At 74.4% G+C, this 26,963-nt stretch carries 23 protein-coding genes and 1 tRNA gene; 11 read left to right on the top strand and 13 right to left on the bottom strand.

Annotation, left to right across the window (positions count from 1 at the left end; genetic code table 11):
- The first annotated feature begins 45 nt into the window (after positions 1-45).
- A complete protein-coding gene (locus H9657_RS10580) occupies positions 46-207 on the top strand; it encodes a hypothetical protein (protein ID WP_191783161.1) in 162 nt (53 codons plus the stop codon).
- Positions 204-827, top strand: coding sequence for an aminodeoxychorismate/anthranilate synthase component II (locus H9657_RS10575; RefSeq protein ID WP_191783159.1), 624 nt, complete (start codon positions 204-206; stop codon positions 825-827). The genes H9657_RS10580 and H9657_RS10575 overlap by 4 nt, the downstream gene beginning before the upstream one ends.
- Positions 828-898: 71 nt before the next feature.
- Here the strand turns inward: H9657_RS10575 and pknB are convergent, their stop codons facing one another.
- From pknB to H9657_RS10540, 7 genes are read right to left on the bottom strand one after another with little or no spacing between them, the layout of a single operon-like run.
- Positions 899-2,902 (bottom strand): Stk1 family PASTA domain-containing Ser/Thr kinase, encoded by a 2,004-nt coding sequence (pknB, locus tag H9657_RS10570; RefSeq protein ID WP_191783156.1) that lies wholly within the window; start codon positions 2,900-2,902, stop codon positions 899-901.
- A complete protein-coding gene (locus tag H9657_RS19695) occupies positions 2,902-4,245 on the bottom strand; it encodes a serine/threonine-protein kinase (protein ID WP_191783154.1) in 1,344 nt (447 codons plus the stop codon). Before H9657_RS19695 ends, pknB begins: the two co-directional genes overlap by 1 nt.
- A complete protein-coding gene (locus tag H9657_RS10560; RefSeq protein ID WP_191783152.1) occupies positions 4,242-5,693 on the bottom strand; it encodes a peptidoglycan D,D-transpeptidase FtsI family protein in 1,452 nt (483 codons plus the stop codon). Before H9657_RS10560 ends, H9657_RS19695 begins: the two co-directional genes overlap by 4 nt.
- Positions 5,690-7,300 (bottom strand): FtsW/RodA/SpoVE family cell cycle protein, encoded by a 1,611-nt coding sequence (locus tag H9657_RS10555; protein WP_191783150.1) that lies wholly within the window; start codon positions 7,298-7,300, stop codon positions 5,690-5,692. The genes H9657_RS10560 and H9657_RS10555 overlap by 4 nt, the downstream gene beginning before the upstream one ends.
- Entirely contained in the window at positions 7,300-8,787 is a 1,488-nt protein-coding gene (locus tag H9657_RS10550) for a Stp1/IreP family PP2C-type Ser/Thr phosphatase (protein WP_191783148.1), read from the bottom strand. Before H9657_RS10550 ends, H9657_RS10555 begins: the two co-directional genes overlap by 1 nt.
- Positions 8,788-8,791: 4 nt before the next feature.
- Entirely contained in the window at positions 8,792-9,295 is a 504-nt protein-coding gene (locus H9657_RS10545) for an FHA domain-containing protein FhaB/FipA (protein ID WP_191783146.1), read from the bottom strand.
- 9 nt (positions 9,296-9,304) lie between these two features.
- Positions 9,305-10,012, bottom strand: coding sequence for an FhaA domain-containing protein (locus H9657_RS10540; RefSeq protein WP_191783144.1), 708 nt, complete (start codon positions 10,010-10,012; stop codon positions 9,305-9,307).
- Positions 10,013-10,363: 351 nt separating this feature from the next.
- On the opposite strand from H9657_RS10540, the gene H9657_RS10535 reads away from it, so the two are divergent.
- Positions 10,364-10,446 (top strand) — tRNA-Leu (locus H9657_RS10535).
- A gap of 335 nt (positions 10,447-10,781) precedes the next feature.
- The gene (locus H9657_RS10530) at positions 10,782-11,540 is read left to right on the top strand and encodes a DNA glycosylase AlkZ-like family protein (RefSeq protein ID WP_191783141.1); all 759 of its coding nucleotides are present in this window, start codon (positions 10,782-10,784) and stop codon (positions 11,538-11,540) included.
- A gap of 5 nt (positions 11,541-11,545) precedes the next feature.
- Here H9657_RS10530 and H9657_RS10525 read toward each other — a convergent pair whose 3' ends face one another.
- Positions 11,546-12,433, bottom strand: a complete 888-nt coding sequence (locus H9657_RS10525; RefSeq protein ID WP_191783139.1) for a hypothetical protein — start codon at positions 12,431-12,433, stop codon at positions 11,546-11,548.
- Between the two features lie 126 nt (positions 12,434-12,559).
- Between H9657_RS10525 and H9657_RS10520 the strand changes: the two genes are divergently transcribed.
- Positions 12,560-13,171, top strand: coding sequence for a carboxymuconolactone decarboxylase family protein (locus H9657_RS10520; RefSeq protein WP_191783138.1), 612 nt, complete (start codon positions 12,560-12,562; stop codon positions 13,169-13,171).
- Here the strand turns inward: H9657_RS10520 and sigJ are convergent.
- The gene (gene sigJ / locus H9657_RS10515; protein ID WP_191783136.1) at positions 13,146-14,054 is read right to left on the bottom strand and encodes an RNA polymerase sigma factor SigJ; all 909 of its coding nucleotides are present in this window, start codon (positions 14,052-14,054) and stop codon (positions 13,146-13,148) included. The two genes, H9657_RS10520 and sigJ, sit on opposite strands and share 26 nt — an antisense overlap.
- A 253-nt stretch (positions 14,055-14,307) precedes the next feature.
- Here sigJ and yiaA point away from each other — a divergent pair, with 253 nt between their 5' ends.
- Positions 14,308-14,775 (top strand): inner membrane protein YiaA, encoded by a 468-nt coding sequence (gene yiaA, locus H9657_RS10510; protein WP_191783134.1) that lies wholly within the window; start codon positions 14,308-14,310, stop codon positions 14,773-14,775.
- A 102-nt stretch (positions 14,776-14,877) separates the two neighbouring features.
- Here the strand turns inward: yiaA and H9657_RS10505 are convergent, their stop codons facing one another.
- On the bottom strand, positions 14,878-15,858 hold the full coding sequence (locus H9657_RS10505) for a LacI family DNA-binding transcriptional regulator (protein WP_191783132.1): 981 nt from the start codon (positions 15,856-15,858) through the stop codon (positions 14,878-14,880).
- A 74-nt stretch (positions 15,859-15,932) separates the two neighbouring features.
- Here H9657_RS10505 and abc-f point away from each other — a divergent pair, with 74 nt between their 5' ends.
- The gene (abc-f, locus tag H9657_RS10500; RefSeq protein WP_191783130.1) at positions 15,933-17,579 is read left to right on the top strand and encodes a ribosomal protection-like ABC-F family protein; all 1,647 of its coding nucleotides are present in this window, start codon (positions 15,933-15,935) and stop codon (positions 17,577-17,579) included.
- Between the two features lie 13 nt (positions 17,580-17,592).
- On the opposite strand, the gene H9657_RS10495 is transcribed toward abc-f, so the two are convergent.
- Positions 17,593-18,213: a YigZ family protein gene (locus H9657_RS10495; protein WP_191783128.1), complete on the bottom strand. Its 621-nt coding sequence runs from the start codon at positions 18,211-18,213 to the stop codon at positions 17,593-17,595.
- 139 nt (positions 18,214-18,352) lie between these two features.
- On the opposite strand from H9657_RS10495, the gene H9657_RS10490 reads away from it, so the two are divergent.
- Both H9657_RS10490 and H9657_RS10485 read left to right on the top strand, forming a co-directional pair.
- Complete coding sequence (locus H9657_RS10490) at positions 18,353-18,919, top strand: hypothetical protein (RefSeq protein ID WP_191783126.1); 567 nt, start codon at positions 18,353-18,355, stop codon at positions 18,917-18,919.
- Positions 18,920-19,030: 111 nt separating this feature from the next.
- Positions 19,031-20,497, top strand: coding sequence for a Tat pathway signal sequence domain protein (locus H9657_RS10485; RefSeq protein ID WP_225215097.1), 1,467 nt, complete (start codon positions 19,031-19,033; stop codon positions 20,495-20,497).
- 29 nt (positions 20,498-20,526) lie between these two features.
- Here H9657_RS10485 and H9657_RS10480 read toward each other — a convergent pair whose 3' ends face one another.
- Positions 20,527-20,919: a YchJ family protein gene (locus H9657_RS10480; protein ID WP_191783124.1), complete on the bottom strand. Its 393-nt coding sequence runs from the start codon at positions 20,917-20,919 to the stop codon at positions 20,527-20,529.
- Between the two features lie 54 nt (positions 20,920-20,973).
- Between H9657_RS10480 and H9657_RS10475 the strand changes: the two genes are divergently transcribed.
- Entirely contained in the window at positions 20,974-21,645 is a 672-nt protein-coding gene (locus H9657_RS10475; protein WP_191783122.1) for a ThuA domain-containing protein, read from the top strand.
- A gap of 25 nt (positions 21,646-21,670) precedes the next feature.
- On the opposite strand, the gene H9657_RS10470 is transcribed toward H9657_RS10475, so the two are convergent.
- On the bottom strand, positions 21,671-22,837 hold the full coding sequence (locus H9657_RS10470; protein ID WP_191783120.1) for an AI-2E family transporter: 1,167 nt from the start codon (positions 22,835-22,837) through the stop codon (positions 21,671-21,673).
- A gap of 191 nt (positions 22,838-23,028) precedes the next feature.
- Here H9657_RS10470 and H9657_RS10465 point away from each other — a divergent pair, with 191 nt between their 5' ends.
- Positions 23,029-26,961 (top strand): VWA domain-containing protein, encoded by a 3,933-nt coding sequence (locus tag H9657_RS10465; RefSeq protein WP_191783118.1) that lies wholly within the window; start codon positions 23,029-23,031, stop codon positions 26,959-26,961.
- The last annotated feature ends 2 nt before the right edge of the window (positions 26,962-26,963 follow it).

Here is a 26,963-nt window from a genome sequence, read left to right as displayed (position 1 = left end):
CGCCAGGCGGGACCGGGCTGGGCGCACGACGACGGGAGGCTCATGATGTACGGATGGTTGTGGCGGCACCTGCCGGGCCCGACGCTCGTGCGCCTGCTGATCGCGGCCCTGCTCGCCGCGGGCGTCCTCGTGGCGTGCTTCCTGTGGGTGTACCCGGCGATCGCGCCGTTCATGCCCTTCAACGAGACCACGGTGGGTGAGGGATGACGCGGATCCTCGTCGTCGACAACTACGACTCGTTCGTCTACACGATCGTCGGCTACCTCGACCAGCTCGGGGCGAAGACGGAGGTCGTGCGCAACGACGCCGTGCCGCCGCCGGCCGAGCGCGCCGGGTACGACGGCGTGCTCGTGTCGCCCGGCCCCGGCACGCCGGCCGACGCGGGCGCGAGCATCCAGGTCATCCGCGACTGCGCCGCCGCCGGGACGCCGATGCTGGGCGTGTGCCTGGGCCACCAGGCGCTCGGCGAGGTGTTCGGCGGCACCGTGACGCACGCACCCGAGCTCATGCACGGCAAGACGAGCCCCGTGGAGCACGACGGCCAGGGCGTCCTCGCCGGCCTGCCTGCGCCGTTCACGGCGACGCGGTACCACTCGCTGGCCGTCGTCGACGGCACGTTCTCCGACGAGCTGGTCGTCACCGCGCGCACCAACGGCATCATCATGGGCCTGCAGCACCGCGAGCTGCCGCTGCACGGCGTGCAGTTCCACCCCGAGTCCGTGCTCACCGAGGGCGGCCACCGCCTGCTGGCCAACTGGCTGCAGGTGTGCGGCGCGACGGACGCCGTCGAGCGGTCGCACGGGCTGCACCCGCTCGTCCGCCTCTGACGGCAGCGGGTCCGCGACCCGACGCACGAACGCCCCCGGCCGGTCGGCCGGGGGCGTTCGTCGTGAGGGCGTCAGCCGTCCCTGTTGCCGTTGGGGGGCGCCGAGGCCGAGGGCGTCGGGCTGTTGCCGCCGCCGCCCGCGGCGCGCGCCACACGCAGCTTGACCTGCTGCTCCTTGGCGATCTGGGTGCCACCGCTGGGGTCGGACGACACGACCGTGCCGGGCGGGTCGTCGGACTGCACGTCCTCCCGCACGACGTTCGTCAGCCCCACCGCGGCCAGGGCCGCGACCGCCTGCTCGTAGGACATGCCGCGCAGGTTCGTCGGCACGGTGGCGGTGCTCGGGGGCTCCGCGACGCCGAGGTTGATCGTGGTGCCCTGCGGCACGATGTCGCCCTCGGCGCGGTTCTGCGAGACCACGTTGCCCTCGGGCTCGGTGGACTCGACGCCCGTGGAGTTCACGCGCAGGCCGACCGCGGCGAGCTCCTCGGTCGCGACCTCGATGTTCTTGCCCGTCACGTTGGGGACCACGACGTTGCCCGACGCGACGAACAGCGTGACGGTGGACCCGGCCTTGACAGCCGCGTCGGCGGCGGGCTCAGTCTTGGTGACACGGCCCTTCGCGATCGTCGGGTGGTCCTCGTACTGGCGGGTCGGCGACACCGCGAGTCCCGCGTCCTCAAGGATCTGGACAGCCTCGGCCTCGGTCTTGTCGGTGACGTTCGGGACCTTCACCTCGCCCGGGCCGGTCGAGATGTAGACCGTGACCTCGGTCTCCTGGTCCACCGTGGTGCCCTCGGGCGGGTCGGTGCGGGTCACGAGGCCCGCGTCGAGGTCGCTGGCCTCCTGCGCCGGTGTCGGGAGCAGGTCCGCCCCCCGGATGAGGTCGAACGCCTCGTCCTGCGGCAGCCCGGTGACGGCGGGCACGTCGACGGTGGTCTCGACCTCCGCGTCGTTGCCCTGCATGAGCGCGAACACGATGCCGCCCACGGCGAGCACCGCGATGGCCGCGAGGACCCAGATGAGCCAGGGGCGCTTCTTCTCCTCCTCGTCCTCCGGCTGCTGCGGGTCGGTCGTCGCGAGGCCCGTCGCACCCCACGGCGCGGTCGCGGGCGGCATGGCCTGCGTGGTCGCGACCGGCGGCGCCATGACCTGCGTGGTGTCGCCCGACGGGACAGCCGCCATGGCGGCGCCGACGGTCGGGGCGCTGACCTGCCCGCCGCGCAGCACGGCCTCGAGGTCCGCGCGGAACTCCGCCGCGGTCGAGTACCGGGCGTCACGGTCCTTGGCCAGCGCCTTGAGCGTGATGCGGTCGAGCGTCTCGGGCAGGTCGGAGGCGATCGAGCTGGGCACGGGGGGGATCTCCCGCACGTGCTGGTACGCCACCGCCACGGGGGAGTCGCCGACGAACGGCGGGCGGCCCGTGAGCAGCTCGAACAGCAGGCAGCCGGTGGAGTACAGGTCGGAGCGCGTGTCGACCTGCTCGCCGCGCGCCTGCTCGGGGGACAGGTACTGCGCCGTGCCGATGACGGCCTGCGTCTGCGTCATCGTCGCGGCGGAGTCCGCCACGGCGCGCGCGATGCCGAAGTCCATGACCTTGACGGCGCCGGTGGGCGTGATCATGACGTTCGCGGGCTTGATGTCGCGGTGGACGATGCCCGCGTGGTGCGAGTACTCGAGCGCCGACAGCACACCGGCCGTGATCTCGATGCCCTCGTCGATGGGCACGGCGTGGCCGTCGCGCAGGATGTCCCGCACGGTGTGGCCCTCGACGTACTCCATGACGATGAACGGCACGTGCGCGACGTTGCCCGAGGGCTCGGTGAAGACGTCCTCGCCGGTGTCGTAGACAGCCACGATCGCCGGGTGGTTGAGGGCGGCCGCCGACTGCGCCTCACGGCGGAACCGGGCCTGGAAGGAGGGGTCGCGGGCCAGGTCCGAGCGCAGGATCTTGATGGCGACGGTGCGTCCCAGGCGCGTGTCGTGCCCGATGTGCACCTCGGCCATGCCGCCGCGGCCGATGAGCTCGCCGACCTGGTACCTGCCGGCGAGGATGCGCGATCCGTCGTCCACCACTAGGAGTCCTTCACTTCCGTCGGTCGCGGGCCGCCGGCGCGTGCCGGGGCTCCGTCTGCCGCCGGGACGGACGTGCCGTCCCGGGTCGGTTCTGCGGCGATCATCCCACCTGGTGGGCCGCCACGAGGGTACTCGGCGGCCAGCAGGCCGACGGTCGAGCCGTCCGGGCCGGAGCCCAGGAGCCGGTCGGCCAGCGCCGCGCCCAGCAGGGCGACGAGCACCAGCACGAGCGCGACGAGCGGCAGCCGCAGGCGCCGCACCCACCCGACGGCGGCGGTCAGCACGCCGTCCGAGACGCGCTCGGCGGGCATCGCGTGGCGGTTGCGCCGCGTGCCCTCGTCGGCCGCGGGACGACCCGCGCGCTCACGACGCGACGGCGGGTACGACGGCGGCGTGTCGGGGCCAGCCGGAGCGCCGGCCGGGGCCGGCGTGTCCCGCGACGTCCGGGTCGTGGTGGCCGTGCGGCGCTCCTCGCGGGCGCGGGTCGGCTTGCTGACCAGTACCGCGACGCCCGACGGGGGTGTCTGCGGCATGAGCCGGTCGAGCAGGGCCGCGAGCTCCTCGCCGGACGCGGGGCGCTCGCTCGGCTCCTTGGACAGCAGCCGCAGCACCAGGGCCGCGAGCCGCTTGTCGACCGACGACGGCAGGGGCGGCACCGGGTCGTTGACGTGCGCGACCGCGATGTCGACCGCGGTCGGGCCGGTGAAGGGCCGCTTGCCCGCGAGCCCCTCGTAGGCGACGACACCGAGCGAGTACAGGTCGGACAGGGGCGTCGCGGGGCGTCCGACGGCCTGCTCGGGCGAGAGGTACTGGGCCGTGCCCATGACCATGCCCGTCGCCGTCATCGTCTTCTGGTCGGCGGCCAGCGAGACGCCGAAGTCGGTGATCTTCACCTTGCCGGAGCGCGCGATGAGGATGTTGCCGGGCTTGACGTCGCGGTGCACGACCCCGGCCAGGTGGGCCGCGTGCAGGCCGCGGGCCGTCTGGGCGAGCATCGGCAGCAGACGCCGCGGCGGCAGCACGGGCTCGCGCTCGAGCAGGTCGGAGAGCGGCTCGCCGACGACGAGCTCCATGACGAGGTACGCCGAGCCGTCCTGCTCGCCGTAGTCGAACAGCGCCGCGATGTGCGGGTGGTGCAGGGCGGCGGAGTTGCGCGCCTCGGTGCGGAACCGCTCGAGGAACCCGACGTCGCCGGCGAACTCGTCGCGCAGGACCTTGACGGCGACCGCGCGGGCGAGCGCGTCGTCGTTCGCCTCCCACACCTCGCCCATGCCGCCGACGGCGATACGGCGCAGCAGGCGGTAGCGGCCACCGCCCAGCGCGACACCCGGTGCGGTCCTCATGAGCCGAGCACCGCCTGGATCACGGCACGCGCGATGGGCGCGGCGATCGCGCCGCCGGTCGCCTCGTTGCCCAGGTTGCCGCCGTTCTCGACGATCACGGCGACGGCGACGCGGGGAGCCTCGGCCGGTGCGAACGCCGTGAACCACGCGTGCGGCGGCTGGCCCTCGACGGTCTGGGCCGTGCCGGTCTTGCCCGCGACCTGCACGCCGTCGATGCGGGCTGCGCGTCCGGTGCCGGACTCGACCACGCCCACCATCATCTGCGTCAGAGCGCTCGCCGTGCCGGAGGACACGGCGTCGGACAGCACCTCGGGCCGCGTCTGCGACACGACGGTGAGGTCGGCGGCGCGCACGGTCTCGACGAGGTACGGCGTCATGAGCCGTCCGCCGTTCGCGATCGCGGACGCCACCATCGCCATCTGCATGGGCGAGGCCTGCACGTCGCGCTGCCCGATCGCGGACTGCGCGAGCATCGCCGGGTCGAGCCCGGTGGGGAAGACCGACTCGACGACGGGCATCGGGACGGTCTGCTCGGGGTCGAGGAACCCGAAGCGCTCCGACTGCTCGCGCAGCGCGTCCTCGCCGAGGGTCAGGCCCAGGCTCGCGAACGCGGTGTTGCAGGAGATGCGCAGTGCCTCGGTGAGCGTGATCTCCTCGCCTCCGCAGCTGCTGCCGCCGAAGTTGCCGATCGTCGCGGTCGTCTGCGGCAGGGTGAGCTGCGTGGGGGACGGCACGAGGCTGTCGGCCGTGTACGACCCGGACTCGAGCGCCGCCGCGGCCGTGACCAGCTTGAACGTCGACCCGGGCGCGTACCGCTCCTGCGTCGCGTTGGACCGCAGGGGGTTGCCGGGCGCCTCCGCGAGGGCCCGGTACGCCGCCGCGGCCTCGCTCGTGGAGTGCACCGCGAGCTGGTTCGGGTCGAAGCCGGGCGTGGAGACCATGGCGAGGATCCGACCGGTGGAGGGCTCGATCGCCACGACGGCGCCGTTCTGGTCCCCGAGCCCGTCGCGCGCCGCCTGCTGCGCCGCCGGCAGCACGGTCGTCTCCACGGCCGCACCCTCGGGTCGCTTGCCCGTGAGCAGGTCGCGGATGCGCGTGAAGAACAGCTGGTCCGAGCGGCCGGTGAGCTGGTCGTTCTCGTACTTCTCGAGCTCGCTGCGACCGTTGGCGATCGAGTAGAAGCCCGTCACGGCCGAGTAGAGCTCGCCGTGCGAGTAGGTCCGCTGGTACCCGAACGGGTCGTCGACGGGGACGGACGCGGCGATGGCCTCGCCTCCCGCCACGATCGGGCCCCGCGCGTTGCCGTGCTCGCGGTACAGGGTGCGCACGTTGCGCCCGTCGGTGTTGAGCGACTCCGCCTGGAAGAACTGCACCCACGTGGCCGAGGCCATGAGGGCCACGAACATGACGAGGGTGATGGTCGCGAGGCGACGCAGGGGGGTGTTCATCGTGCCTCGCCTCCCTGTCGGTCGTCGTCCGGTCGGGCGTCCGCGTCCATGTGCTGGGTGGGGCTGTCGTCCGGCGCGGGGCCGTCCCCGGTGTCGAGGGACGTCGTGGTCGTCGACGTGCGGACCGGTGCGTCACCGACCACCACCGGGGTGCCGGCGGCGGGCGTGCCGGTGCGACCCGTGCTGCGTCCCGTGCCCACGGGCCGGGAGCGGCCCGGGGGCGAGAGCGGGACGCCGATGTCCGGCGTCGGGACGGCCCGCACCGCGGGCACCGGACGACGTGCCTCGTCCGAGATCCGCAGGAGCAGGGCGGCGATGACCCAGTTGGCGACCAGCGACGACCCGCCGTAGGCGAGGAACGGCGTCGTCAGGCCCGTCAGGGGGATGAGGCGCGTGACGCCCCCGACGACGACGAACAGCTGGAACGCCATGACGAACGACAGGCCGCCCGCGAGGAGCTTGCCGAACCCGTCGCGCACGCCGATCGCCGTCCGCAGGCCGCGGGACACCAGGATCGTGTAGAGCAGGAGGATCGCGAGCAGGCCCGTCAGGCCGAGCTCCTCGCCGAGGGCCGCGACGATGAAGTCGGAGTACGAGAAGGGCACGAGGTCGGGGCGTCCCTGGCCCAGGCCGGTGCCGAACAGGCCCCCGCTGGCCATGCCGAACAGGCCCGCGACGAGCTGCCCCGAGCCGCCCGGCGACCGGTTGTAGATGTCGGGGTCGAGCGCGTGGAGCCAGACGTCGAACCGCGCACCGACGTGACCGAACGTCGCGGCCGCCGCGGCGGCACCGCCGACGAACAGCACGAGGCCGATGACGATCCACGAGGTGCGCTCGGTCGCCAGGTACAGCACCGCGACGAACAGCCCGAAGAAGAGCAGCGACGTACCGAGGTCCCGCTGCAGGACGAGGACCACGAGGGACGCGGCCCACACCAGGATGATCGGGCCGAGGTCGCGCGCCCGCGGCAGCTGCAGGCCCAGCACGCGCTTGCCGGCGAGGGCGAGCGTGTCGCGGTGCGTCACCAGGTAGCCGGCGAAGAACACGGCCAGCGCGATCTTCGCGAACTCGGCGGGCTGCATGCCGACCGGGCCGACGCGCACCCAGATGCGTGCGCCGTTGATGGTCTGCCCGAGCCCGGGGACCAGCGGCAGGAGGATGAGCACGAGACCCGCGACCATCGCCGTGTACGTGTAGCGGCGCAGCGTGCGGTGGTCGCGCAGGAACCACAGGACCGCGATCGCGAGGGCCACGGAGATCGCGGTCCACGCGAGCTGGCGGTCCGCGATGTCCGCCTCGGACCGGCCGCGCTCGGCGTACGCGATGGAGATGCGGTAGATCATCGCGAGCCCGATGCCGTTGAGGGCGACGACGACCGGCAGGATCACGGGGTCCGCCCACGGCGCGCGCAGGCGCAGCACGACGTGCACCGCGAAGGCGAGCACCGTGGTCCCGACCGCGTACGCGATGACGTGCGGCGGCACGGAACCCGTCGCGCCGAGACCCGCGAGCACGTACCCGGCGATGCCGATGCCCAGCGCCGGGACGAGCAGCAGCAGCTCGGTCCCTCGCCCGGGCCGCACCCGGTGGGGCTGGACGCTGGCCATCACGAGGCGTGCGTCATCGCCGGCGTGCCGTGGGTCGGCGCACCGGCGATCGGCTCGGGGTCGTCCGCGGACGCGATCACGAGGGCGACGAGCTGTGCGGGGAGGGTGCCGCCGGCCGCGGCCGCCGTGGCGGTGGGCGCGGGCGACGGGGTGGGCGAGGGGGTCGGCGTCGGGACGGCCGACTTCGTCGGCTCGGGGTCGACCGCGCCGTCGGCGAGCATCTCGACCAGGCGTCGCGCCTCGTCGAGGGACCCCGCGGAGATCGTCTGCTCGACGCGCTCGCGCAGGTAGCCGGGCAGCTCCTCGACCTGGACGTCGGACGTCTCGACGAGCGACGCCAGCTCCACCGGGCCGAGGGACTGCGCGATGCCGCGGTAGATCGCGACGGTGCCGTCGGGCGCGCCGACGAAGTACTGCGTCTGCGTCCACAGGTACCCGCCGGCGAGGGCGGCGACCAGCGCGACGCCCACGGCGACCCACGTCAGCGCGAGGCCGCGCCGGCGGGGCGAGGGCTCGAGCGGCTCGTCCTCGTCCGTCGGGGCCGGCGTGTCCTCGGGAGGTGCGGGGGGCGCGTCGCCCGGCTCGTCGTCGTCGCCCGCCTCGTCCTCCGTGGTGGCGGAGCCGGAGCGGGCCTTGCGCGACAGCCACGCGGCACGGGCCGCCGGTCCGTCCGCGGCGGCCGAGGGGCGGTTGCGGCTGACGGCCGCGGCCCCGACGACCGCGCTGGCGGTCGACGGCATCGCGCCGTCCGCGAGGGTGTCGAGCTCGACGACGTCGGCGATGACGACGGTCACGTTGTCCGGTCCGCCGGCACGCAGCGCGAGCTGCACGAGCCGGTCCGCGCACGCGTCGACGTCCTCGATGTCGGCGAGCGTCTCGGCGATCGTCTCGGCCGAGACGTACCCCGACAGGCCGTCGGAGCACAGCAGCCACCGGTCGCCCGGGCGTGCCTCGCGGACCGACAGGTCCGCCGTCACGTCGCTGTCGAAGTCCCCGAGCACGCGCATGACGACCGACCGCTGCGGGTGGTGCTCGGCCTCCTCGGGCGTGATGCGGCCCGTGTCGACCAGGTGCTGGACGAACGTGTGGTCCGTGGTGACCTGCGTGAGCGTGCCCTCGCGGAACAGGTACCCCCGCGAGTCGCCCAGGTGCACCATCGCGAGCTTGTTGCCGGCGCGCAGGATCGCGGTGACGGTCGTGCCCATGCCGGCGAGGTCGGGCTCGGCGTCGCTGCGCGCGATGATCTCGGAGCGCGCGTCGTCCAGAGCCGTCTCGAGCTCGTCGAGCGCGTCGTCGGGGCCGTGCGACTCGCCGTCGAGCGGCGCCAGCGCCGCCACGGCGACGGACGAGGCGACGTCGCCGCCCGCGTGCCCGCCCATGCCGTCGGCGACGACGAGCAGGTGGGGCCCCGCGTAGGCGGAGTCCTGGTTGTCCGAGCGGACGAGGCCGACGTCGGAGCGCGCGGCGTAGCGGAGGGCGACCGTCACGGCACTACCTCTGCAGCTCGAGCAGGCTCTGACCGATCCGCACCGCGGTTCCGGTCGGGACGGGCGTGGGCTGCTCGACCCGCTGCTCGCCGACGAACGTGCCGTTCGTCGAGCCCAGGTCCTCGACGAACCACTGCTCGCCCTGCGGGAAGATCCGGGCGTGGCGGGACGACGAGTAGTCGTCGTCGAGCACGAGCGTGCAGCTGGGCGCGCGGCCGACCAGGACCGCGGACGAGCCGAGCGGGACCGTGGTGCCGCGCAGCGGACCCTCGGTCACGACGAGCCGGGTGGGGCCGCCGGCGCCGCGCGGGCGTCGGGGCGCACGGGGGGACTCGCCGACGGGCACGGGCGACTCGGCCGCGGGCGTGCCCTTGCCCGGTGTGCGGCGTCGGTCGATGATCCGCGTGCCGTACAGGTCGCGGCGCAGCACCGTGATGGCCGACAGGACGAGGAACCACAGCAGTGCGAGGTATCCCAGCCGCAGCAGGGTGATGGTCAGCTCACTCATGCCGCGGCATCACTCGTCCACGTCCGCGTCGCCGCCGGTCCAGAACAGGATGCGGGTGCGACCGATGGTCAGGGTGTTGCCGTCGAGCAGCGTCGCCGCAGGCACCTGGTGCCCCTCGACGAAGACGCCGTTGGTGGACCCCATGTCGCTGGCCACGACGCCGTCGGGCGTCACGCGGATCTCCAGGTGGCGCCGTGAGACGCCGGGGTCGTCGACGATGATGTCGGCCTCGGAGCCGCGGCCGATGACCGTGACGGGGCCCGTGAGGATGTACCGCTGGCCGTCGATGTCGATGAGCGGGTGCCGCGGGCTCGGCGCCGCGTTGGTCGCGGGCGCGACCGCGCCGCGGACCGTGGCGCTGTGCACCGCGAACCGGCCGGCGTCCTGCTCCGTGTTCTCCGAGAAGGAGACGGTGACGGGGCCGACGAACGCGTAGTGCTGGCTGGACGCGTGCTCGGTGACGTTGGCGGCGAGCTCCTCCGCGAGGGCCTCCGCGCCCCACGCCTCGACCTGGTCGTAGTCGGGCGTGGACAGCTCGATCGTGAACTCGTTGGGCACGACGGTGCGGTCGCGGCCGACGACGGCGGCGCGGTCGTCGAGCTCGCGACGCAGCGCGTCGGCCAGCTCGATGGGCTTGACCTCGCTACGGAAGGCGCGAGCGAACGCGTTGTTGACGACGCGTTCCACGCCGTTCTCGAACTTGTCGAGGAATCCCACGTCCACCTCCTCCCGCATCGGGCGGGCCGGGTGGCCCGTCCCTGTGCTCGTCGGCTCGTGCGACGCGGTGCGACGACGGTCCGGCTCGATGGTATCCGTGCGACGGGCTGGACGGGTGCGCACGGGTGTGATCGGTGCACGCGGCGCGCGTGCGGGGGACCTGTGGACGGGTCGGTACGGGGGTCTGCGCGGGGGTAGCGCGGGCGGGTCGAGCGTTGTGGTCACATGTGCGGGGCCTCCGCCGTGAGGTGGTCAGGTGCGTGACCACTTCACGGGGATCCGGGCTCCGGGAGGTCCGTCGTACCGGCGGTTCGGTGGCGAGGGCTCCGCCGTGCTAACGTTCTGCGGCGCGCGCGAGTGGCGGAACGGCAGACGCGCTGGCTTCAGGTGCCAGTGTCCGAAAGGGCGTGCGGGTTCAAATCCCGCCTCGCGCACAGTGTGATGTCGCAGGACATCGGCAACAAGCCGGACCCTCAGGGGTCCGGCTTGTTGCGTTGTGTGGGGTTGGTAGTTGCGGGTGGGGTCGAGGGTGAGCTCGCGCAGGAGCTCGCCGGTGATGGCGTTCACGACGCGGATGTCGAGGTCGGCGATGAGCATGATCACGGGGGTTCGGGCGTGGGTTCGTCCGATGCCGATGTGGTGCAGGCGGCCGGCGACGCGCAGCGTGAGCTTGCCGTTGGTGTCGATGCGGTCGTGGCGGACGCGTTCGTGGGTGCCGGCGCCGCCGTGGGGGTAGGCCTTGGCTTTCGCGGCGTAGGCGGCGGCGGGGGTGCGTCGGTGCAGGGAGGCCGCGCGGCACGACGTGCTCGAGCTGCTGCGGGCGGACGGGCCGCTGACGGCGCGCAGCATCCCCGACACGTGCGTGCGGCCCTGGCGGTCGACGGGGTGGAACGACAACCGGAACGTGCAGATGCTGCTCGGCGTGATGGCGGCCCGCGGGGAGGTCGCGGTGGCCGGCACGGAGCGGCGCGACAAGCTGTGGGACCTCGCGGTGCGGGTCTACCCGGACGCCCCGGCCGTGCCGTCCGCGCAGGCGCGTCGCGTCCGTGACGAGCGGCGTCTGCGGGCGCTGGGCATCGCTCGCGCGCGGACGGGCGAACGGCCCGGTGAGCCCGACGACGTGGGCGAGGCGGGCGACCAGGCCGTCGTCGAGGGGGTCCGCGGGACGTGGCGCGTCGATCCCGCGGCGCTGGACCGACCGTTCGAGGGGCGGACCGCGCTGCTGTCGCCGCTGGACCGGCTCGTGATGGACCGCAAGCGGATGACCGAGCTCTTCGAGTTCGACTACCAGCTCGAGATGTACAAGCCGGTGGCCCGGCGCCGGTGGGGGTACTGGGCGATGCCGGTGCTGCACGGCGACCGCCTCGTCGGCAAGGTCGACGCGACGGCGGACGTGCGCGCGGGCGTCCTGCGCGTCACGGCGGTGCACCAGGACGTCCCGTTCACCGGCGCGGTCACCGCCGCGGTCGACCGGGAGATCGCCGACCTGGCGCAGTGGCTGGAGCTCGACCTCGTGACCGCCGACTGACCCGCTCAGCCCACCGTCAGCCGCGTCCCCGGCACCTCGCTGCGGATGATCGCGACGAGCGCCTCGGCCGTGACGTCGTCGTCCTCGTACGTCTCGTGGTGGCACACCGACAGCTGCGGCCGCAGGGAGTCGTCGGCGAGGGTGAGGTCGACCTCGTGGTCGGGCGGCACGGGCAGGCGCAGCATCGCCTCGAGCACCGGCAGGTTCTCGTCCCACGCGGCGACGACGCGGGCCGTCCACACGGCGTCGCTGACCTTGCGCGAGCCGTTGTCGCTCCTGCGGTAGCCCATGGGGTCGGGCTCGCGCTCGATGGTGGCGTCGTAGCTGATCTCGGCGTGCACGCCGTCGGTCCCGCTCTGGCCGCCGACCGCGACCGACAGCGACGAGTCGCGCCACCGGCCGTCGGCGCGCTGCAGCAGGCTCTCCCACCAGCGCGCAGCGAGGCGCGCGGTGGCGAGCGCCGCGTCGCGGGGGACGTCGCTGATGGTGAACGTGCCGTCGGCGGCGTCGAGGCCGATCGTCTGCGTGGGCAGGGCCGCGTACAGGTCGTCGTGCGCCGCGAGCAGCAGGTCCAGGGCCGGCAGCGCGTCGTCGGGCAGCGCGAAGGTCGTGCAGGGGGACGTGTCGTCGTCGGTCGCGTGCACGGACAGGTCCACCGCCCAGCGCTCGTCACCGGTGCGCACGACGTCGACGACCGCGGCGAGCAGCGCCGAGGCGCGAGCCCGGTCGCCGACCGTCCGGACCAGGTACGTCAGATCGACGCCCTTCGAGGGCTCGATCAGCCGGATCTGCGTGCCGGGCGGCAGCATCGACCGCAGCACCTCGACGCGCTCCCGGGCCGCCTCGCGGTCGAAGGGCCCGGTGTCGTGGCTCGTGAAGCTCCGCGGTGCCATGTGGCGACGGTACGGGGCCGTGCGCAGGTCATGCCGCGCCATGGTGCAGGGCCCGTCGTCCCGCGCTGTCACGTCCGGCCGTCCTGCGTCGTCATCCCGGTACCGACGACCACGAAGGAGCCCTCCATGGCCCGCATCACCCCGCCCGTCCGCCGCCGCCCCGCCGACCGGCTCGCCGGCGCCGCGACCCGCCGGATGTTCGGCCGGTCCCTCGAGCCGGCGGCCGTCACGGCGCACCACCGCGGTGTCCTGTGGTCCCAGCTCCTCGGGGAGGTGGTGCTGCTGCGCGCGCGTCACCACCTGCCGGAGCGGCTGCGCAGCCTCGTCGAGCACCGGGTCGCGGTCGTCATCGGCTGCTCGTGGTGCATCGACTTCGGCGCGATGCTCGCGCTGCGCGTCGGGATCAGCGCGCAGGACGTCCTCGCCGTGCCCGACTACGCGTCGTCGCCCGCCTTCAGCGACCTGGAGAAGCGGGCGATGGCCTTCGCCGACGCCGCCACGGCCACCCCGCCCCGGGTGACGGACGACATGGTCGCCGGGCTGCGCGCCGACCTGGGCGACGCGGGCGTCGTCGAGCTGGCGCACCTGGTGGCGCTGGAGAACCAACGGTCGCGGCTCAACCACGCGCTGGGGATCACGGCGCAGGGCTTCACGGACGCGACGGTGTGCGCGCTGCCGGCCGTCCACGCGGCGCCGCCGCGCCCGGCGGACGTCAGCCCGGGACGCGGATCCGCGTGAGCTTCTCGGGGTTGCGGACCATGTCGACGCCGTGCACGAGGCCGTCAGGCCCGACGCGCGGCAGCACGACGTTGGTCTCTGCGCTCGCCGCACCGGCATCCCCGATCTCGACGATCGCCCCCAGCTCGCCGTTGACCAGCACGGGGACGACCGTCACCGGGGCGCCTCCCGCCCGGACCACCAGCCCGACCAGCAGCCGGGCGACGTGGTCGGCACCCACCACGGGGCGCAGCGCGGCGCTGACGACCCCGCCGCCGTCGGACCGCAGCACGACGCCGGGCGCGAGGGTCCGCAGCAGGCCGTCGAGGTCACCGGCCAGCGTCGCGCGCGTGAACGCCTCGACGACCTCGCGCTGACGGGCGAGCGGGACCGCCGGCGGCGGCCGGTGGTCCCGGACGGCCCGGCGGGCACGCGACGCGAGCTGGCGCGCCGCGGCCACGGACGTCCCGAGCGCGTCGGCGACCTCCGTGAACGGCACCGCGAACACGTCGTGCAGCACGAACGCCACCCGCTGCTCGGGCGTGAGGCCCTCGAGCACGACGAGCAGCGCGAGCCGGACCGACTCGTCGAGCTCGACGAGCGCGTCGGGCCCGGGTGGCGCCTCGACCCCCTGCACCCACGGCTCCGGGAGCCACGGGCCGACGTACGTCTCGCGACGCACCCGCGCCGAGCGCAGCCGGTCGAGGCACAGGCGCGACGTGACGGTCGTGAGCCACGCGGCGGGCTCGTCGATCGCGGACCGGTCGGCGGCGGCGAGCCGGAGCCACGCGTCCTGCACCGCGTCCTCGGCCTCGACGACGCTGCCGAGGATCCGGTAGGCCACGCCGACGAGCCGGGACCGGTGTGCCTCGAACTCGCGCGCGAGCTCGTCCTGCTGGGTCATCCGGGCATCCTGCCAGGGCACTCGTCCCGGAGCGCCGTGCGGGCGGTGGTGCCCCGATGTGGTCACATGTGCGCCTCGTCGCGACGGAACTGGTCGGATCTGCGACCACTGCCCGGTGCGAGCCGTACGGGGGACCCGAAATGGTCACAAGTTCGACCAGCTGCGGTCGGATGCTTGCGGCGCCGTGCGCCGCCCGCCACCATCGTGCCGCGGCTGGCACGGTGCCGGCAGCCCGACCTCCGGAGCGCCCCCCATGTCGCAGCAGACCGTCCCCGCCCGCCCCACCGCCGCGTTCGTCGGCGCGTCGTGGGTGGCCCTCGTCATCGCGGTCACGGCGTTCGGCGTGGGGCTGTGGAACGCCGACATGCTGCTGTCCGAGAAGGGCTTCTACGGGACCCTGCTGCTGCTCGGCCTGTTCTCGGCGATCGCCACGCAGAAGTCCGTGCGCGACCGCGCCGAGGGGGTGCCCGTGACGAGCATCTTCCTCGGCCTGTCGTGGAGCATGGTGCTCGTCTCGATGCTGCTCGTGGCCGTGGGCCTGTCCAACGCGAACCTCACGCTGTCCGAGAAGGGCTTCTACGGGCTGGGCTACACGATGGCGCTGTTCGCGGTGGTCGCGGTGCAGAAGAACGTCCGGGACCTGGCAGCCGCCGCGGCTGCTGCGCCCGCCGCGCCGCGGCCGCCGGCCGAGACGGACGTCCACGCGACCGTCTGGAAGTGACGGTCCGGACGTGACGGTCCGGACGTGAAGGTCCGGACGTGAAGGTCCGGACGTGACCGTCGCAACGTGACGGTCGACCGGCCCTGACCCCGGGCGGGGCGCTCAGGTCGACGCGCGCTGCACCACGTGGAACACGTCGTCGGGCCGCTCCGGCGGGTCATCGGCGAGCCCCAGCGCGGCGAGCAGCGCGGCGGCCAGGTAGTCGGCCTGCGCGTCGATGGCCTGCCACACGGTCGTCAGCGCGGGTGCGGCGACGCGTGCGGCGGGGATGTCGTCGACCCCGATCACCGCGACGTCGCCCGGCACGTCGGCGCCCTGCGCCCGCAGCCCCGCGAGGACCGCCAGCGCCACCTCGTCGTTGTATGCGGCGACCCCCGTCACGCCGCCCGCGCGCCAGCTGCGGACGGCGTCCGCCGCGGACGCGACGTCGAGGTCGACCGCGGTGACCAGCGGCTCCGGCAGGCCGTGACGCTCGCACGCGGCGCGCACGCCGGCGAGCCGCCGGTCGGCGAAGGCCGCGACGCGGTCGTCGTGCGGCGACGCGTACGCCAGGACGCGGCGGCCGCGCGAGACGAGGTGGTCGGCCTGCAGCGCGCCGATGCTCGTCTGCGGGACCGCGAAGACGTCGGGCTGCGGGTCGGCGTCGAGCGTCGCACCGACCACGGGGATGCCCGCCTGGCGCATCGCCCGGGCGTCCTGCTCGCCGAACGGCGTCAGGCCCAGCACCGCACAGGGGGTGACCGCGCGCCAGAGCTCGGCCAGCGGGCGCGAGTCGCGGCAGATGTGCACCAGGACCGTCAGGCCGTGCTCGGCCAGTGCTGTCGCCAGGAGGTCGAGCAGCCGGTCGATGGCGGGCCCGATGGTCCAGTCCGGCAGGACGCACAGCACGAGGTCGCTGCGTCCCGAGCGCAGCGCACGCGCCGGTGCGGACGGCGTGTAGCCCAGGCGGGCGGCGGTCTCGAGCACGCGCTGACGGGTCGCGTCGGTGAGTGCGATCCCGGTCTTGGCGTTGAGGACGTAGGAGACGGTGGTCCGCGAGACGCCGCTCTCACGGGCCACGTCGGCGCTGGTGACGCGCGCCACGTCGGTCCCCTCCCTCGCGTCCGGCCACAGGTCGGCAACAGCGTAGGCGCTGGCACCACCGGCAGGATGTGCCCATGAGTGCAACCCTCCAGGCCCGGTCGGTCGCCGCGGCGTTCGGCGACCGTGAGCTGTTCTCCGGGCTCGACCTCGTCGTCGCACCGGGTGACGTCATCGGCCTCGTCGGGCCCAACGGCGCGGGCAAGACGACCCTGCTGCGCATCCTCGCGGGTCAGCGCGCTCCGGATGCGGGGTCCGTCGCGCTCTCACCGCCGACGGCGCAGGTCGGCTACCTCGTCCAGGAGGTCGAGCGGCGCGCGGACGAGAGCGTGCGCGCGTACCTGGAGCGGCGGACCGGCGTGCACGACGCGCAGCGCGCGATGGACGCGGCGTCGGACGCGCTCGCGGCGGACGAGCCCGACGCCGCGGACGAGTTCACCCGTGCGCTCGAGCGCTGGATGGCGCTGGGCGGCGCGGACCTCGACACGCGGCTCGACGTGGTCGCCGCCGACCTGGGCCTCGCGGTCGACCTCGACCTGCCCATGACCGCGCTGTCCGGCGGGCAGGCGGCACGCGTCGGCCTCGCGGCGCTGCTGCTCTCGCGCTTCGACCTGTACCTGCTCGACGAGCCGACCAACGACCTCGACGCCGACGGCCTGGACCGGCTCGAGGAGTTCGTGGCGCGCGCGCAGGCGCCGGTCGTCGTCGTCAGCCACGACCGGGAGTTCCTCGCGCGGACCGTGACGACGGTCGTCGAGATCGACCGCAGCCTGCAGCGCGTCGTGACGTACGGGGGCTCGTACGACGCCTACCTCGAGGAGCGGTCGACGGCCCGCCGCCAGGCGCGCGAGGCGTACGAGGACTACGCGGGGCGGCGCGACGCGCTGGCGTCGCGCGCCCGGATGCAGCGCGCGTGGATGGAGAAGGGCGTGCGCAACGCGCGCCGCAAGGCCTCCGACAACGACAAGCACGTCAAGCACCACCGGGGCGAGACGTCCGAGAAGCAGGCGTCGAAGGCCCGGCAGACGGACCGGATGATCGAGCGGCTCGAGACCGTGGAGGAGCCGCGCAAGGAGTGGCAGCTGCAGATGAGCATCGCGACGGCGCCGCGCTCGGGCGCCGTGGTGGCGACGACGCGCGCCGCGGTGGTGCGCCGCGGGGACTTCGTCCTGGGGCCGGTGGACCTGCAGCTCGACTGGCAGGACCGCGTCGCGGTCACGGGCCCGAACGGGTCCGGCAAGTCGACGCTGCTCGCGCTGCTGCTGGGCCGGCTGGCCCCCGACGAGGGCAGCGCGGCGCTCGGGCCCGGCGTGCTGGTCGGTGAGGTCGACCAGGCGCGCGCGGCCTTCGAGGGCGACGAGCCGGTCGGGGAGGCGTTCGCGCGGCAGGTGCCGGAGTGGACGACGGCCGACGTGCGCACGCTGCTCGCGAAGTTCGGCCTCGCGGGGCACCAGGTGGGCCGCCCCGCGGCGTCGCTGTCGCCCGGTGAGCGCACGCGTGCCGCCCTCGCGCTGCTGCAGGCCCGCGGCGTCAACCTGCTGGTCCTCGACGAGCCCACCAACCACCTGGACCTGCCGGCCATCGAGCAGCTCGAGCAGGCCATGGAGTCGTTCGACGGCACGATCCTGCTGGTCACGCACGACCGGCGGATGCTCGACACCGTGCGCCTGACGCGGCGCTGGCACGTCGAGGACGGTCAGGTGGGCGAGGTCCGGCCGGACTGAGGCGCTGGGTTGCTCAGCGACCGTCGACCCAGCGCTCGCCGACGCGCTCCGGCTCGACCCGGCCCGAGGTGAGCGCCGCGACGGTCGCCACGAGCGCCCGCGGGTCGGTGACACCGAGCAGCAGCCGCACGTCCTGCGCGTACGTGGTGTCGAGCACCTCGACGCCGCGCGTGCGCAGCTCGGCCTCGACGCGTCCCGCCTCGGTGTGGTCCAGGCGCACGCTCCACTCCTCGAGCAGCCGCCGCTCGAGCGTGCCCACCTCCGCCAGCCCGGCGGACACCGCGTCGCCGTACGCCCGCACGAGCCCGCCGGCGCCCAGCAGGATCCCGCCGAACCAGCGGGTGACGACCACGGCGACGTCGCTGACGCCGTGACCGCGGAGCACCTCGAGCATCGGCGCCCCGGCGGTGCCGGCCGGCTCGCCGTCGTCGGACGAGCGCTGCAGCATCGCGTCCGGGCCGATGACGAACGCCGAGCAGTGGTGGCGCGCGTCCCAGTGGGCCTTGCGCAGCTCGTCGACCAGCGCGCGGGCCTCGCTCTCCTGCTCGACCCGGCGCAGCGTGCACAGGAACCGGGACCGCTTGACCTCGAGGGTCGCCTCACCGTCCCGGGCGATGGTCAGGTAGGAGCGCATGGCAGCACCCACGATGCCACGCGCCGGGCGCCCCGACGCACCGCACCCGTCGCGCGACCGACCCCCGGTCGTCCCGGCGACCGATGCCGGGCCGTCACCCCGCTCGCTACCGTGGCGGCTCGACGACAGGAGACCCACCATGACCACGAACCCCAGGTCCCGAGCCCTGAACGCCGGCCTCACCGGTCTGGCGACCACCGCGTACTACGCCGTCCCCGACGTCACCCCGTCCCGGGCGGCACGCGGCTGGCTCAAGGCCGCCTGTCTCGTCGCGGGGGTGGCGCTCACCGCGTCGGAGCCGGAGAGCCGTGAAGGCTTGCGGAAGCTGCGCTCGACGTGGCGGGAGGGGGTCGCGGTGACGGACGCCGCAGCGGTGACGGACGCCGCAGCGGTGACGGACGCCGCAGCGGTGACGGGCGACGCGGCGGTGACGGGCGACGCCGCGGTGACCCGGGCCGTCGACGGGTCGGCCGCGGTGACGGACGAGGACGCGTCGGCCTCCCGGAAGACCGCCGTCGCGGTCGTCGGTGTCGTCGCGCTCGCCGCGTCCACGGCGCTGACGATCGCGGGCGAGAAGTGGCTGTACCGCCGCGGAGAGGCCCGCGCGGCGGCCGGCGTGCGGTTCCCGCACACCCGCACAGGGCTGGCCCTGGGGGCGCTCAGCATCGCGTTGTCGCTGGTCCCCGAGCCGTCGGACCGCGCGTGAGCCCTATGCGGCAGATCGGGTGAAGTGTGGGGTTCCGCCGCCCGGCCCAGGTCCCTAGCCTGGGTCGGGTGCCGCGACGCCGCGGCCACCCCCACACCCCGGGAGCGCGCGATGCCGGACACCACCGAAGTCCCCGCCACGACCCGCACGACGCCCGGCACCCCTCCGGGCGTGCTGGGTCGCCGCACGTTCCTCGCCATGGCCGGTGCTGCGACGGCGGTCGTCGCCGGTGCGGGCGCGGCGTCGGCGCACGACGGGCGCGCCTGGGGCCCGCGGCCCGCGCTGCACCACCGTCCGGGCCGTCACCACGGCGACCGGGCCGGGTCCGAGCGGGCGGCCGTCGCCTTCGTCCGCGCCGCCGCCGACGCCTACCCCACCATCAACACCGGCCCGCGCCTCGCGCAGAGCTACACCGACGAGCTCGGCCTGTTCTCGACCGCGTTCGTCTACGACAACGCGCTCGCGATCTGCGCCCTGCTCGCCGACGGCCGCCGCAGCAGCGTCGACACCGCCCGCACGATCGGCGACGGCCTCGTCTTCGCGCAGGACCACGACCCCGACCACGCCGACGGGCGCCTGCGCCAGGGCTACAACGTCGGGCCGTACACGTTCTACGACGGCACGCCGCAGCCGGACGGGTTCGTGCGCGCCGACGGCGCCGCGAACGTCGGCTGGCAGTTCGGGTTCCTCGGCACCGCGGTCGGCGACATGGCGTGGCCGGGCATCGCGCTGCTGCACCTGTTCCGCGCGACGCGCGACCCCCGGTACGTGCGCGCGGCCGTGCGCATCGGGGAGTGGATCACGACGACCACGTGGTCCACCGCGCCCCTGGGCGGCTTCTCGTTCGGCGTCGACGGCGGCAACCAGCCCGTCCCCAACGGGTCGACCGAGCACAACGTCGACTGCGTCGCCTTCTTCTCGATGCTGCGCAAGGCCACGGGGGAGCGACGCTGGACCGACGCGTCCGAGCACGCGCTCGCGTTCGTCGACCGCATGTGGGAGCCGGCCTCGGGCTGGTTCTGGACGGGCACGAACGACGGCGTCGAGATCAACCGCGACCCGGTCCCGCTCGACCCCGCGACGTGGAGCCGCCTCGCGATCCGGGAGCGCCGGTACGACCGCGCGCTCGACTGGGCGGGTCAGGCGCTCGCGGTGACGGACGACCCGTCCGCCCCGACGTCCCAGCTGCCCGACGACGCCGAGCGGATCTCCGGTGTCACGTTCAGCACCGCGTCGCTCACCTCGACCGCCCAGTACAACGGCATCACCGTGCACCCGCAGGGCGTGTGGCTCGAGGGCACCGCGCAGCTCGCCACGTCGTTGCTCGACCGCGACCGCCGCGAGGACCGCCAGCGCGCCGAGTGGCTCCTGGGCCAGGTGCGCCGCGCGCAGGACACGCTCGGCGGCGGCCAGCACCTGGGCGGCGCCGAGGTCGACGGCGGCGTCGTCGCGGCATCGAGCCTCATCGACTCGGGCTTCGGGTTCGGCTACTTCCAGGTGCAGCACGTCGGCGCGACGTCGTGGTTCCTGCTCGCGTCGAACGCGACCAACCCGATGCGCTGGGGCGGCCTGCGCTGACGGGCGGGCGCGGGCGGGGCGTCGAGCGGTCAGCGCGGCGGGTCGACGTCCCCGTCCACGTACTGCCAGCCGTCCGCACCGCGGACGAACCGGCTGACCTCGCGCATCGACCCACGGCCGTCGGGGCTGCGCCAGAACGCCTCGAACTCGACCGTCCCCGCGCTGTCGAACACGCCGCCGCCCGTGGTCGCGCCCACGTCGAGGCGGTACCAGCGCACGTCGTCGTCGAGCGCGAGGTCCGCCGGGCGGGTCGAGGGGTGCCACGAGCGCCGCAGGTACGCGACGTCGCCGACGGCGAACGCGCTGAAGCGCGAGCGCATGAGCTGCTCGGCCGTGCCGGCGGTGCGCTCACCCCGGTGCAGCGGCTCGCAGCACTCGGCGAAGGGCAGGCCACTGCCGCAGGGGCACCGGGTCGGGTTCACGGGACGAGTCTGCCCGGCCACGGCGGTGCGTCGCGCGTCGCCTAGCGTGGGGGCATGCCCGGACCGTCGTCGCCCCGCGCCCTCGTCCTCGCGGGCCGCGCCCGTTACGCCGACCCGTGGCACGACCACGCCGCGACGTCGCACGCCGTGGCGTGCGAGCTGACCGACGCCGGGTTCGACGTCGCGGTGCGCAGCACGTTCCCCGACGCGCTCGCGGACCTGCGGGCGGAGGACCTGCTGGTCGTCAACGCAGGTCAGGGTCCCGCGGACGACGACGACGCAGCGTGGCGCCCGCTGCACGAGCGCGTCCGCGACCACGCTGCCGCGGGCGGCCCCGTGCTCGCGCTGCACCAGGCGGCCATGACGTTCGCCGACAGCCCGTGGTGGTCGGACGTCATGGGCGGCCGCTGGGTCGAGGGCCGGTCCTGGCACCCGCCGCAGGGCGTCGCGACGTTCGACGTCCGCGCCGGGCACCCGGTCACGCGCGGGCTGGGCCCGCTGGTGGTCGACGACGAGCGGTACACCGACCTCCTCGTCGCACCGGACGTGGACGCCCTCGTGACGCACGACGAGGGCGGCGCGACGCACCCGGTGGTGTGGGTCGTGGCGGGCGGCCGGGTCGTCTACGACGCGCTGGGCCACGACGTCGGCTCGTACGCCGCGCCCGCGCGGGCCGCGCTGCTGCGCCGCGAGGCGCGCTGGCTCGTGGGCCTGCCGCCCGCCTGACCTCAGACGGTCTCGGCCTTCTACCTCAGACGGTCTCTGCCCTCTTCTGCCGCGCGAAGCGCGCGGGCGTCGCGGGGCCGTCCCACACCTGGACCGCACCCCACAGGGACGCCGCGATCGGCACCGCCAGCACGGCGCCCGTGACGCCCGCCAGCACGGTGCCCGCGGTCAGGGCCACGAGGATGACCAGCGGGTGCAGGCGCAGCGAGCGGCCCATGACGACCGGCTGCAGGAAGTCGCCCTCGAGCTGGTTCACGCCGACGACGATCACCAGGACGACGAGCGCCTGGACCGGCCCGAGCGCCACGAGGGCGACGAGCGCCGCGAGGATGCCGGCGAGGGTCGCGCCGACCAGCGGGATGAACGCGAGCAGGAACACCAGGACGGACAGCGGCAGCACGAGCGGCACGCCCACGATCGCCAGCCCGATGCCGATCCCGATCGCGTCCACGGCCGCGACGATCGCGGTGCCGCGCACGTACCCGCCGAGGGTCTGCACGGTCTTGTGCCCCACGCGCAGCCCGCGCTCGTAGCGCGCCCCCTCGAACGGCCGCAGCAGGAACTCCCAGATCCTCGGCCCGTCCTTGAGGAAGAAGAACAGCACCACGACCATGATGAAGAAGCCCGCGACGAAGTCGGCGGTCTGGGACAGGCCCGCGGCCGCGCCGGCACCGACCGCGTCGGAGGTCAGCGCGCCCTGCAGCGCGTCCTGGGCCTCGGTGATCTGCTCGTCGGTGATCTCGAACGGCAGGCCCGAGACGAGCTCCCGGAGCTCGCCGAGGCCGTCCACCGCGGAGCCGGCGAGGTCGTCCCACTGGTCGGCGACGGCGCGCACGACCGCCCAGACGACGAGCGAGAGCACCCCGACGAGGGTCACCAGCGCGAGCCACGTCGCGAGCAGCGACGGCACGCCGCGGCGGCGCAGCCAGGAGACGAGCGGGCTGATCGCGGCGGCGAGCACGAGCGCGATGAGCACGGGGATGACCACGAGCGTCAGCTGCATGACGGCCACCACGCCGACGGCGACGACCGCGAGGATCGCGAGCACCTGCAGCGAGCGGGTGCCGACGCGTCCGAAGCCGTCGGACCACAGGGACGCAGTGGGGCCGCGCTGCGCCACGGGTGGGGAAACGGGTGGGGGGACGGCCGGTCGTGCCGTCGTCACGTCGCGTCGTCCGCCGAACCAGCCCATGCACGTCCTCCGTGGTGTCGGGCCCGGTGGGCGCCTGTGCCGACGGTACGGGTTGGGCCGTCCGACGGCACTCGATGGGGCGTTCGAGTGACATCTCGCCGCACAGGGTGCGAATCGCCACGGCGTCCCCCCTCGCCCCCCGATGCTGTCGCCCTCGGGCCGCCGGAGCCCGTCGGCCCAGGAGGCAGCAGGTGCGCACGTCGTTCTTCCCGTCACGACTCGTGCTCGTCATGTCGGTCGTGGTGGCGCTGGTCCTGCAGCCCTCCGTCGCGCACGCGCAGACCAGCGGGCCCGTGCGGCCCGTCGGTTCGTGGGCGCAGACGCGGCCGTCGGTCGTCGGCGCGACCGCGGGCGTCACCCTCGGGGCCGGCCAGGTCGTCGACCTGCGGCTGCGCGCGGCGGGTGAGCGCGCCGCCCGCACGGGTCTGGTCGTCCAGGTGGCCGTCACGTCGGCGCGCACCGCGGGCACCCTGACGTTCGGCAGCACCACGGACGCGGCGCCCGCGGTCAGCTACCCGGCCGGCACCTCGTCCGCGACGACGCTGGTCACGTCGGACTCCCAGGGTGTCGTGCCCGTCAGCTCGACCACCGACGCCCGGGTCACCGTCTCGGTGGTCGGGGTCGTCCCGAGCAGCGAGGACGAGGCCGTCGGGGCCGGCGGGACCACCGTCGTCGCGTCGACGACCGTGCTCGACCAGGCGACGGGCGAGGGCGGGGACCTGCCCGCACCCGGCGCTCCCGTCCGTGTCCCCGTCGCGGGGCGCGCAGGACTTCCCACCGAGGGAGTACGCGCCGTGTGGCTCTCGGTCCAGTCCGCCGGGGACGGCGGTGCGATCTCCTTCCCCGCGGCGGACGGCGTGGCAGCGGCCGGGGTCCCCGTGACGACCTCCTGGCGCACCGCGCTCGTCCTGGCGCCCGTGGACGTCGACGGGACCGTGAGCGTGCTGCGGGACGCCACGACGTCGGGGCTGCGCGTCGCGGTCGTCGGGTGGGTGGCCGACGGCGGCGGGACGTCGCCCGACCCGGTCGACGGCGGGGTCGCCGTCACGAGCGCACGCACGCTCACCCTGCAGCGCGGGCTCGCCGGCGCGCGGACCGTCCGCCTGGCGGGTGCCGACCTGCCGTCGACCACGACGCAGGTGCTGCTCCAGGTCGAGGTCCGCAGCGGCAGCCTGCCCGGCGTGCTCGCGACCGGCAGCTCGCTGGCACGTGCGGTCCTGCAGCTGGACGCCGACGTGCCGGTGCCCGCCCGCACGACCACGACCGTCACGCTCGCCGTGCCCGTCAGCGCGTCCGGCACCGCCGTCGTCGTCCCGCCCGTGGGCGGGGAGGTCCTCGGTGCGCGGCTGATCGGTCACCTGACCGCACCCGTCGCGGCCTCCGCGGACCGCACCGCGCCGGCGCTGACCGTGACGTCGCCCCGGCAGGGCGCGGTGGTGTCCCAGGCGACGACGCCCGAGCTGGTCGTCGAGGGGACGGTCCACGACGCGGGTGCCGGCGTGCGCGAGGTCGTCGTGAGCGGGGACGGCGTCACGCTGGGCCGCGCCCGGCTGCACCCGGGGGCGTCGGGTCCGCTGACGTGGAGCCTGGCGATCCCGACGCCCACGGGCGCACACACCCTGAGCGTGGTCGCACGCGACTGGGCGGGCCGCTCGACGACCCTGACGCGTCAGATCACCGTCGAGGCGGCACCGCAGGACGCCGTCGTCGTCGCCCCCGACGCCCGGGTGCTGGAGCCCGAGGAGGGTGAGCGCCTGCTCGAGGTCCACGACGACCACCTCGTCATCGACGGCGCGATCCCGCTGGCCGCGGGTGACGTGCTGGTCAGCGACGTCGCCCCGATGGCACCGGAGGGCCTGCTGCGCCGCGTCGAGTCGGTGCGGCGCGTGGGGGCCACCACCGTCGTCGAGACGTCGGCCGCCGCCCTCACCGACGCGCTCCTGCAGGTGCACCTCGATGTCCACGAGCTCGAGCTCGACGGGTCGCACCAGGTGGTCGACGGCGCGACGGGTGAGGTCGTGTCGGCACGCGTCGCCGGGCGGGCCGCCCGCGGCGCGACGGTGCTCCCGTCCCTGCGGCTCGAGGGACAGCTCGCCACGTCCCCCGTCTCGATCGGGTACGAGCTGTCGTACACGGTGACCGTGACGGTCGTCCTCGACATCGACCTCGACATCTCCTGGTCCGGGGTGTCGGCGCGGCTCGACAGGTTCGAGCTCAGCTATGGCGTGAGATTCCCGTTCGCGGCCGAGCTCAAGGCCACGGCGGCCGCGAAGGTGAAGCTCGAGAAGGCGCTGCCGGAGCGGTTCCTCTTCACCAACACGTTCATGATCGCGACGGTCCCCGTGGTCATGACGTACTACCTCGGGACCACGCTGGTCGCCAGCGTCGAGGCGAGCGCCGCGGTGTCGGCCAAGCTCGGGATCGACATCGCGCTCACCTACGGCGTCCGCTTCGAGGACGGGCGCTGGGCGCCGGTCGCCGAGAAGTCCGCCACCCCCATCTGGGAGCCGGACATCCTGCTGGCCGTCGAGGTCGGGCTGTCGGCCCGCCTGGCGTTCATCGCGAGGATCTACGACCAGGCCGGGCCGTACGTCGCGGTCCGGGTCGGCCCTGCGCTGAGCGCCGAGGTCTCCGTCGCGAAGCAGACGATCAAGCGCCAGCTCGACCTCGTGTCCGTGAGCAGCATCGGGGTGTCGCTGGCGGTGCTGGGCCGGCACATCGCGTCGTGGGACCACGAGATCGCGGAGCAGCGCGTCGTCCTGCACGTCGACGAGCGGCCGTGGTCGGGGACGACGGACCCGACGGACCCGACCGACCCGACCGACCCGACGGACCCGACCGACCCGACCGATCCGACGGACCCGACCGACCCGACGGACCCCGGCGGACCGCGTGACGCGGCCGACGTCGTCCTCGTGGTCGACCTCAGCATGGAGGGTGGCGCGTGGACCAGCCACCACCACTGGCTCCTGCGGGACGCCGTCGAGGCGCTGCGGGCGGGCGACCGCGTCGGCATCGTGGCGTACTCCGGATCGGCGACCACCGTGCTGCCGCTGACCGCCGACCTCGCGGAGGTGATGGACGGCCTCGACCGCGCGTACGACCTCTACGACTGGACGGGCTCCGACCGCCCCGACCTGGCGGGCGGCGTCGCGGCCGCCGTGGACATGCTTCTCGAGAAGGGCGATCCGGACCGCGTCCGCGCGGTGCTGGCCGTGGGCGACGGCGACGGGTCGTCGGTCCCCGAGGACCTGACGCGTGCCGTGGGTGCCGGGATCACGGTCAACGTCATCGCTCCCGAGCCGACGAGCGACCTGACCGCGCTCGCGACGCTCGCCCAGGAGGGCGGCGGCCTGCTGCTGTCGCTGCCGGAGGACTCGCAGTACCAGACGCGGCGGTACGTGCGTCCCTTCGTGCGGCAGGTGCTCGGCCGCGAGGACGCGCTGCGCGCGACGGCCTTCGTGCGGGAGTACGAGGAGAGCCGCGACCTGCGCTACGAGCACCTGGAGGTGACGATCGACGAAGCGCCGGCGGGCACCGCACCGGACGGCGTGTCGATCTCGTGCGACGTCGACGTCCCGCTGCCGCAGGCGTCCCCGTCCTCGTGGACCGAGGTGTGGGAGGACGGCAGGGGCACGGCCTGGTGGTCGGGCTCGCCGGAGGGCGTCCACGTCCCGTACGCCGAGCGCACCTACACGTGCGAGGTCGTGGCGAGGTCGGCGGCCGGCACGGTGCTCGCTGCCACGGTGCTCACCGCGGCCGACCTCTCGGACACCTGGGGCGAGGTCGACTGGACCGGCGACACGCGCTACCAGAGCCTCGCGCTGAGCGTCCCCTCGTGGCGCCTGGACGCCCGGTCCGTGCAGGCGTCGTGCACCGCGCTGGCGTTCGTGGACGGCACGAACACGGGTGACCAGGGAACGCCGGGGCAGACGTTCACCGTGGTCGCCGAGAGCCCGCTGCGGCGCGGGGAGCCCTGGCAGGTCGTCGTGGACGGCGTGCCCCCGAGCTACCACTTCGAGTGCGTCATGATCTTCTACGACGAGTACGACGCCACGTCGCCGACGGCCGAGATCGTCCACTCGACGCGCGGCAGCGCGTGGACGTACGGCATCTTCGCCTGACG

Origin of the sequence: Cellulomonas avistercoris, from assembly GCF_014836445.1 — a bacterium.
In the GTDB taxonomy this organism is placed as follows: Bacteria; Actinomycetota; Actinomycetes; order Actinomycetales; family Cellulomonadaceae; genus Cellulomonas; species Cellulomonas avistercoris.
The sequence above is the reverse complement of the archived record's forward strand: the minus strand, read 5'-3'. Positions and strand labels throughout refer to the sequence as shown.

Coding starts and splice junctions, on each gene's coding strand:
- H9657_RS10580 (WP_191783161.1), top strand. CDS start 46: ATGTACGGATGGTTGTGGCGGCACCTGCCGGGCCCGACGCTCGTGCGC.
- H9657_RS10575 (WP_191783159.1), top strand. CDS start 204: ATGACGCGGATCCTCGTCGTCGACAACTACGACTCGTTCGTCTACACG.
- H9657_RS19695 (WP_191783154.1), bottom strand. CDS start 4,245: ATGAGGACCGCACCGGGTGTCGCGCTGGGCGGTGGCCGCTACCGCCTG.
- H9657_RS10560 (WP_191783152.1), bottom strand. CDS start 5,693: ATGAACACCCCCCTGCGTCGCCTCGCGACCATCACCCTCGTCATGTTC.
- H9657_RS10555 (WP_191783150.1), bottom strand. CDS start 7,300: ATGGCCAGCGTCCAGCCCCACCGGGTGCGGCCCGGGCGAGGGACCGAG.
- H9657_RS10545 (WP_191783146.1), bottom strand. CDS start 9,295: ATGAGTGAGCTGACCATCACCCTGCTGCGGCTGGGATACCTCGCACTG.
- H9657_RS10525 (WP_191783139.1), bottom strand. CDS start 12,433: ATGGCACCGCGGAGCTTCACGAGCCACGACACCGGGCCCTTCGACCGC.
- H9657_RS10520 (WP_191783138.1), top strand. CDS start 12,560: ATGGCCCGCATCACCCCGCCCGTCCGCCGCCGCCCCGCCGACCGGCTC.
- sigJ (WP_191783136.1), bottom strand. CDS start 14,054: ATGACCCAGCAGGACGAGCTCGCGCGCGAGTTCGAGGCACACCGGTCC.
- yiaA (WP_191783134.1), top strand. CDS start 14,308: ATGTCGCAGCAGACCGTCCCCGCCCGCCCCACCGCCGCGTTCGTCGGC.
- abc-f (WP_191783130.1), top strand. CDS start 15,933: ATGAGTGCAACCCTCCAGGCCCGGTCGGTCGCCGCGGCGTTCGGCGAC.
- H9657_RS10495 (WP_191783128.1), bottom strand. CDS start 18,213: ATGCGCTCCTACCTGACCATCGCCCGGGACGGTGAGGCGACCCTCGAG.
- H9657_RS10490 (WP_191783126.1), top strand. CDS start 18,353: ATGACCACGAACCCCAGGTCCCGAGCCCTGAACGCCGGCCTCACCGGT.
- H9657_RS10485 (WP_225215097.1), top strand. CDS start 19,031: ATGCCGGACACCACCGAAGTCCCCGCCACGACCCGCACGACGCCCGGC.
- H9657_RS10475 (WP_191783122.1), top strand. CDS start 20,974: ATGCCCGGACCGTCGTCGCCCCGCGCCCTCGTCCTCGCGGGCCGCGCC.
- H9657_RS10470 (WP_191783120.1), bottom strand. CDS start 22,837: ATGGGCTGGTTCGGCGGACGACGCGACGTGACGACGGCACGACCGGCC.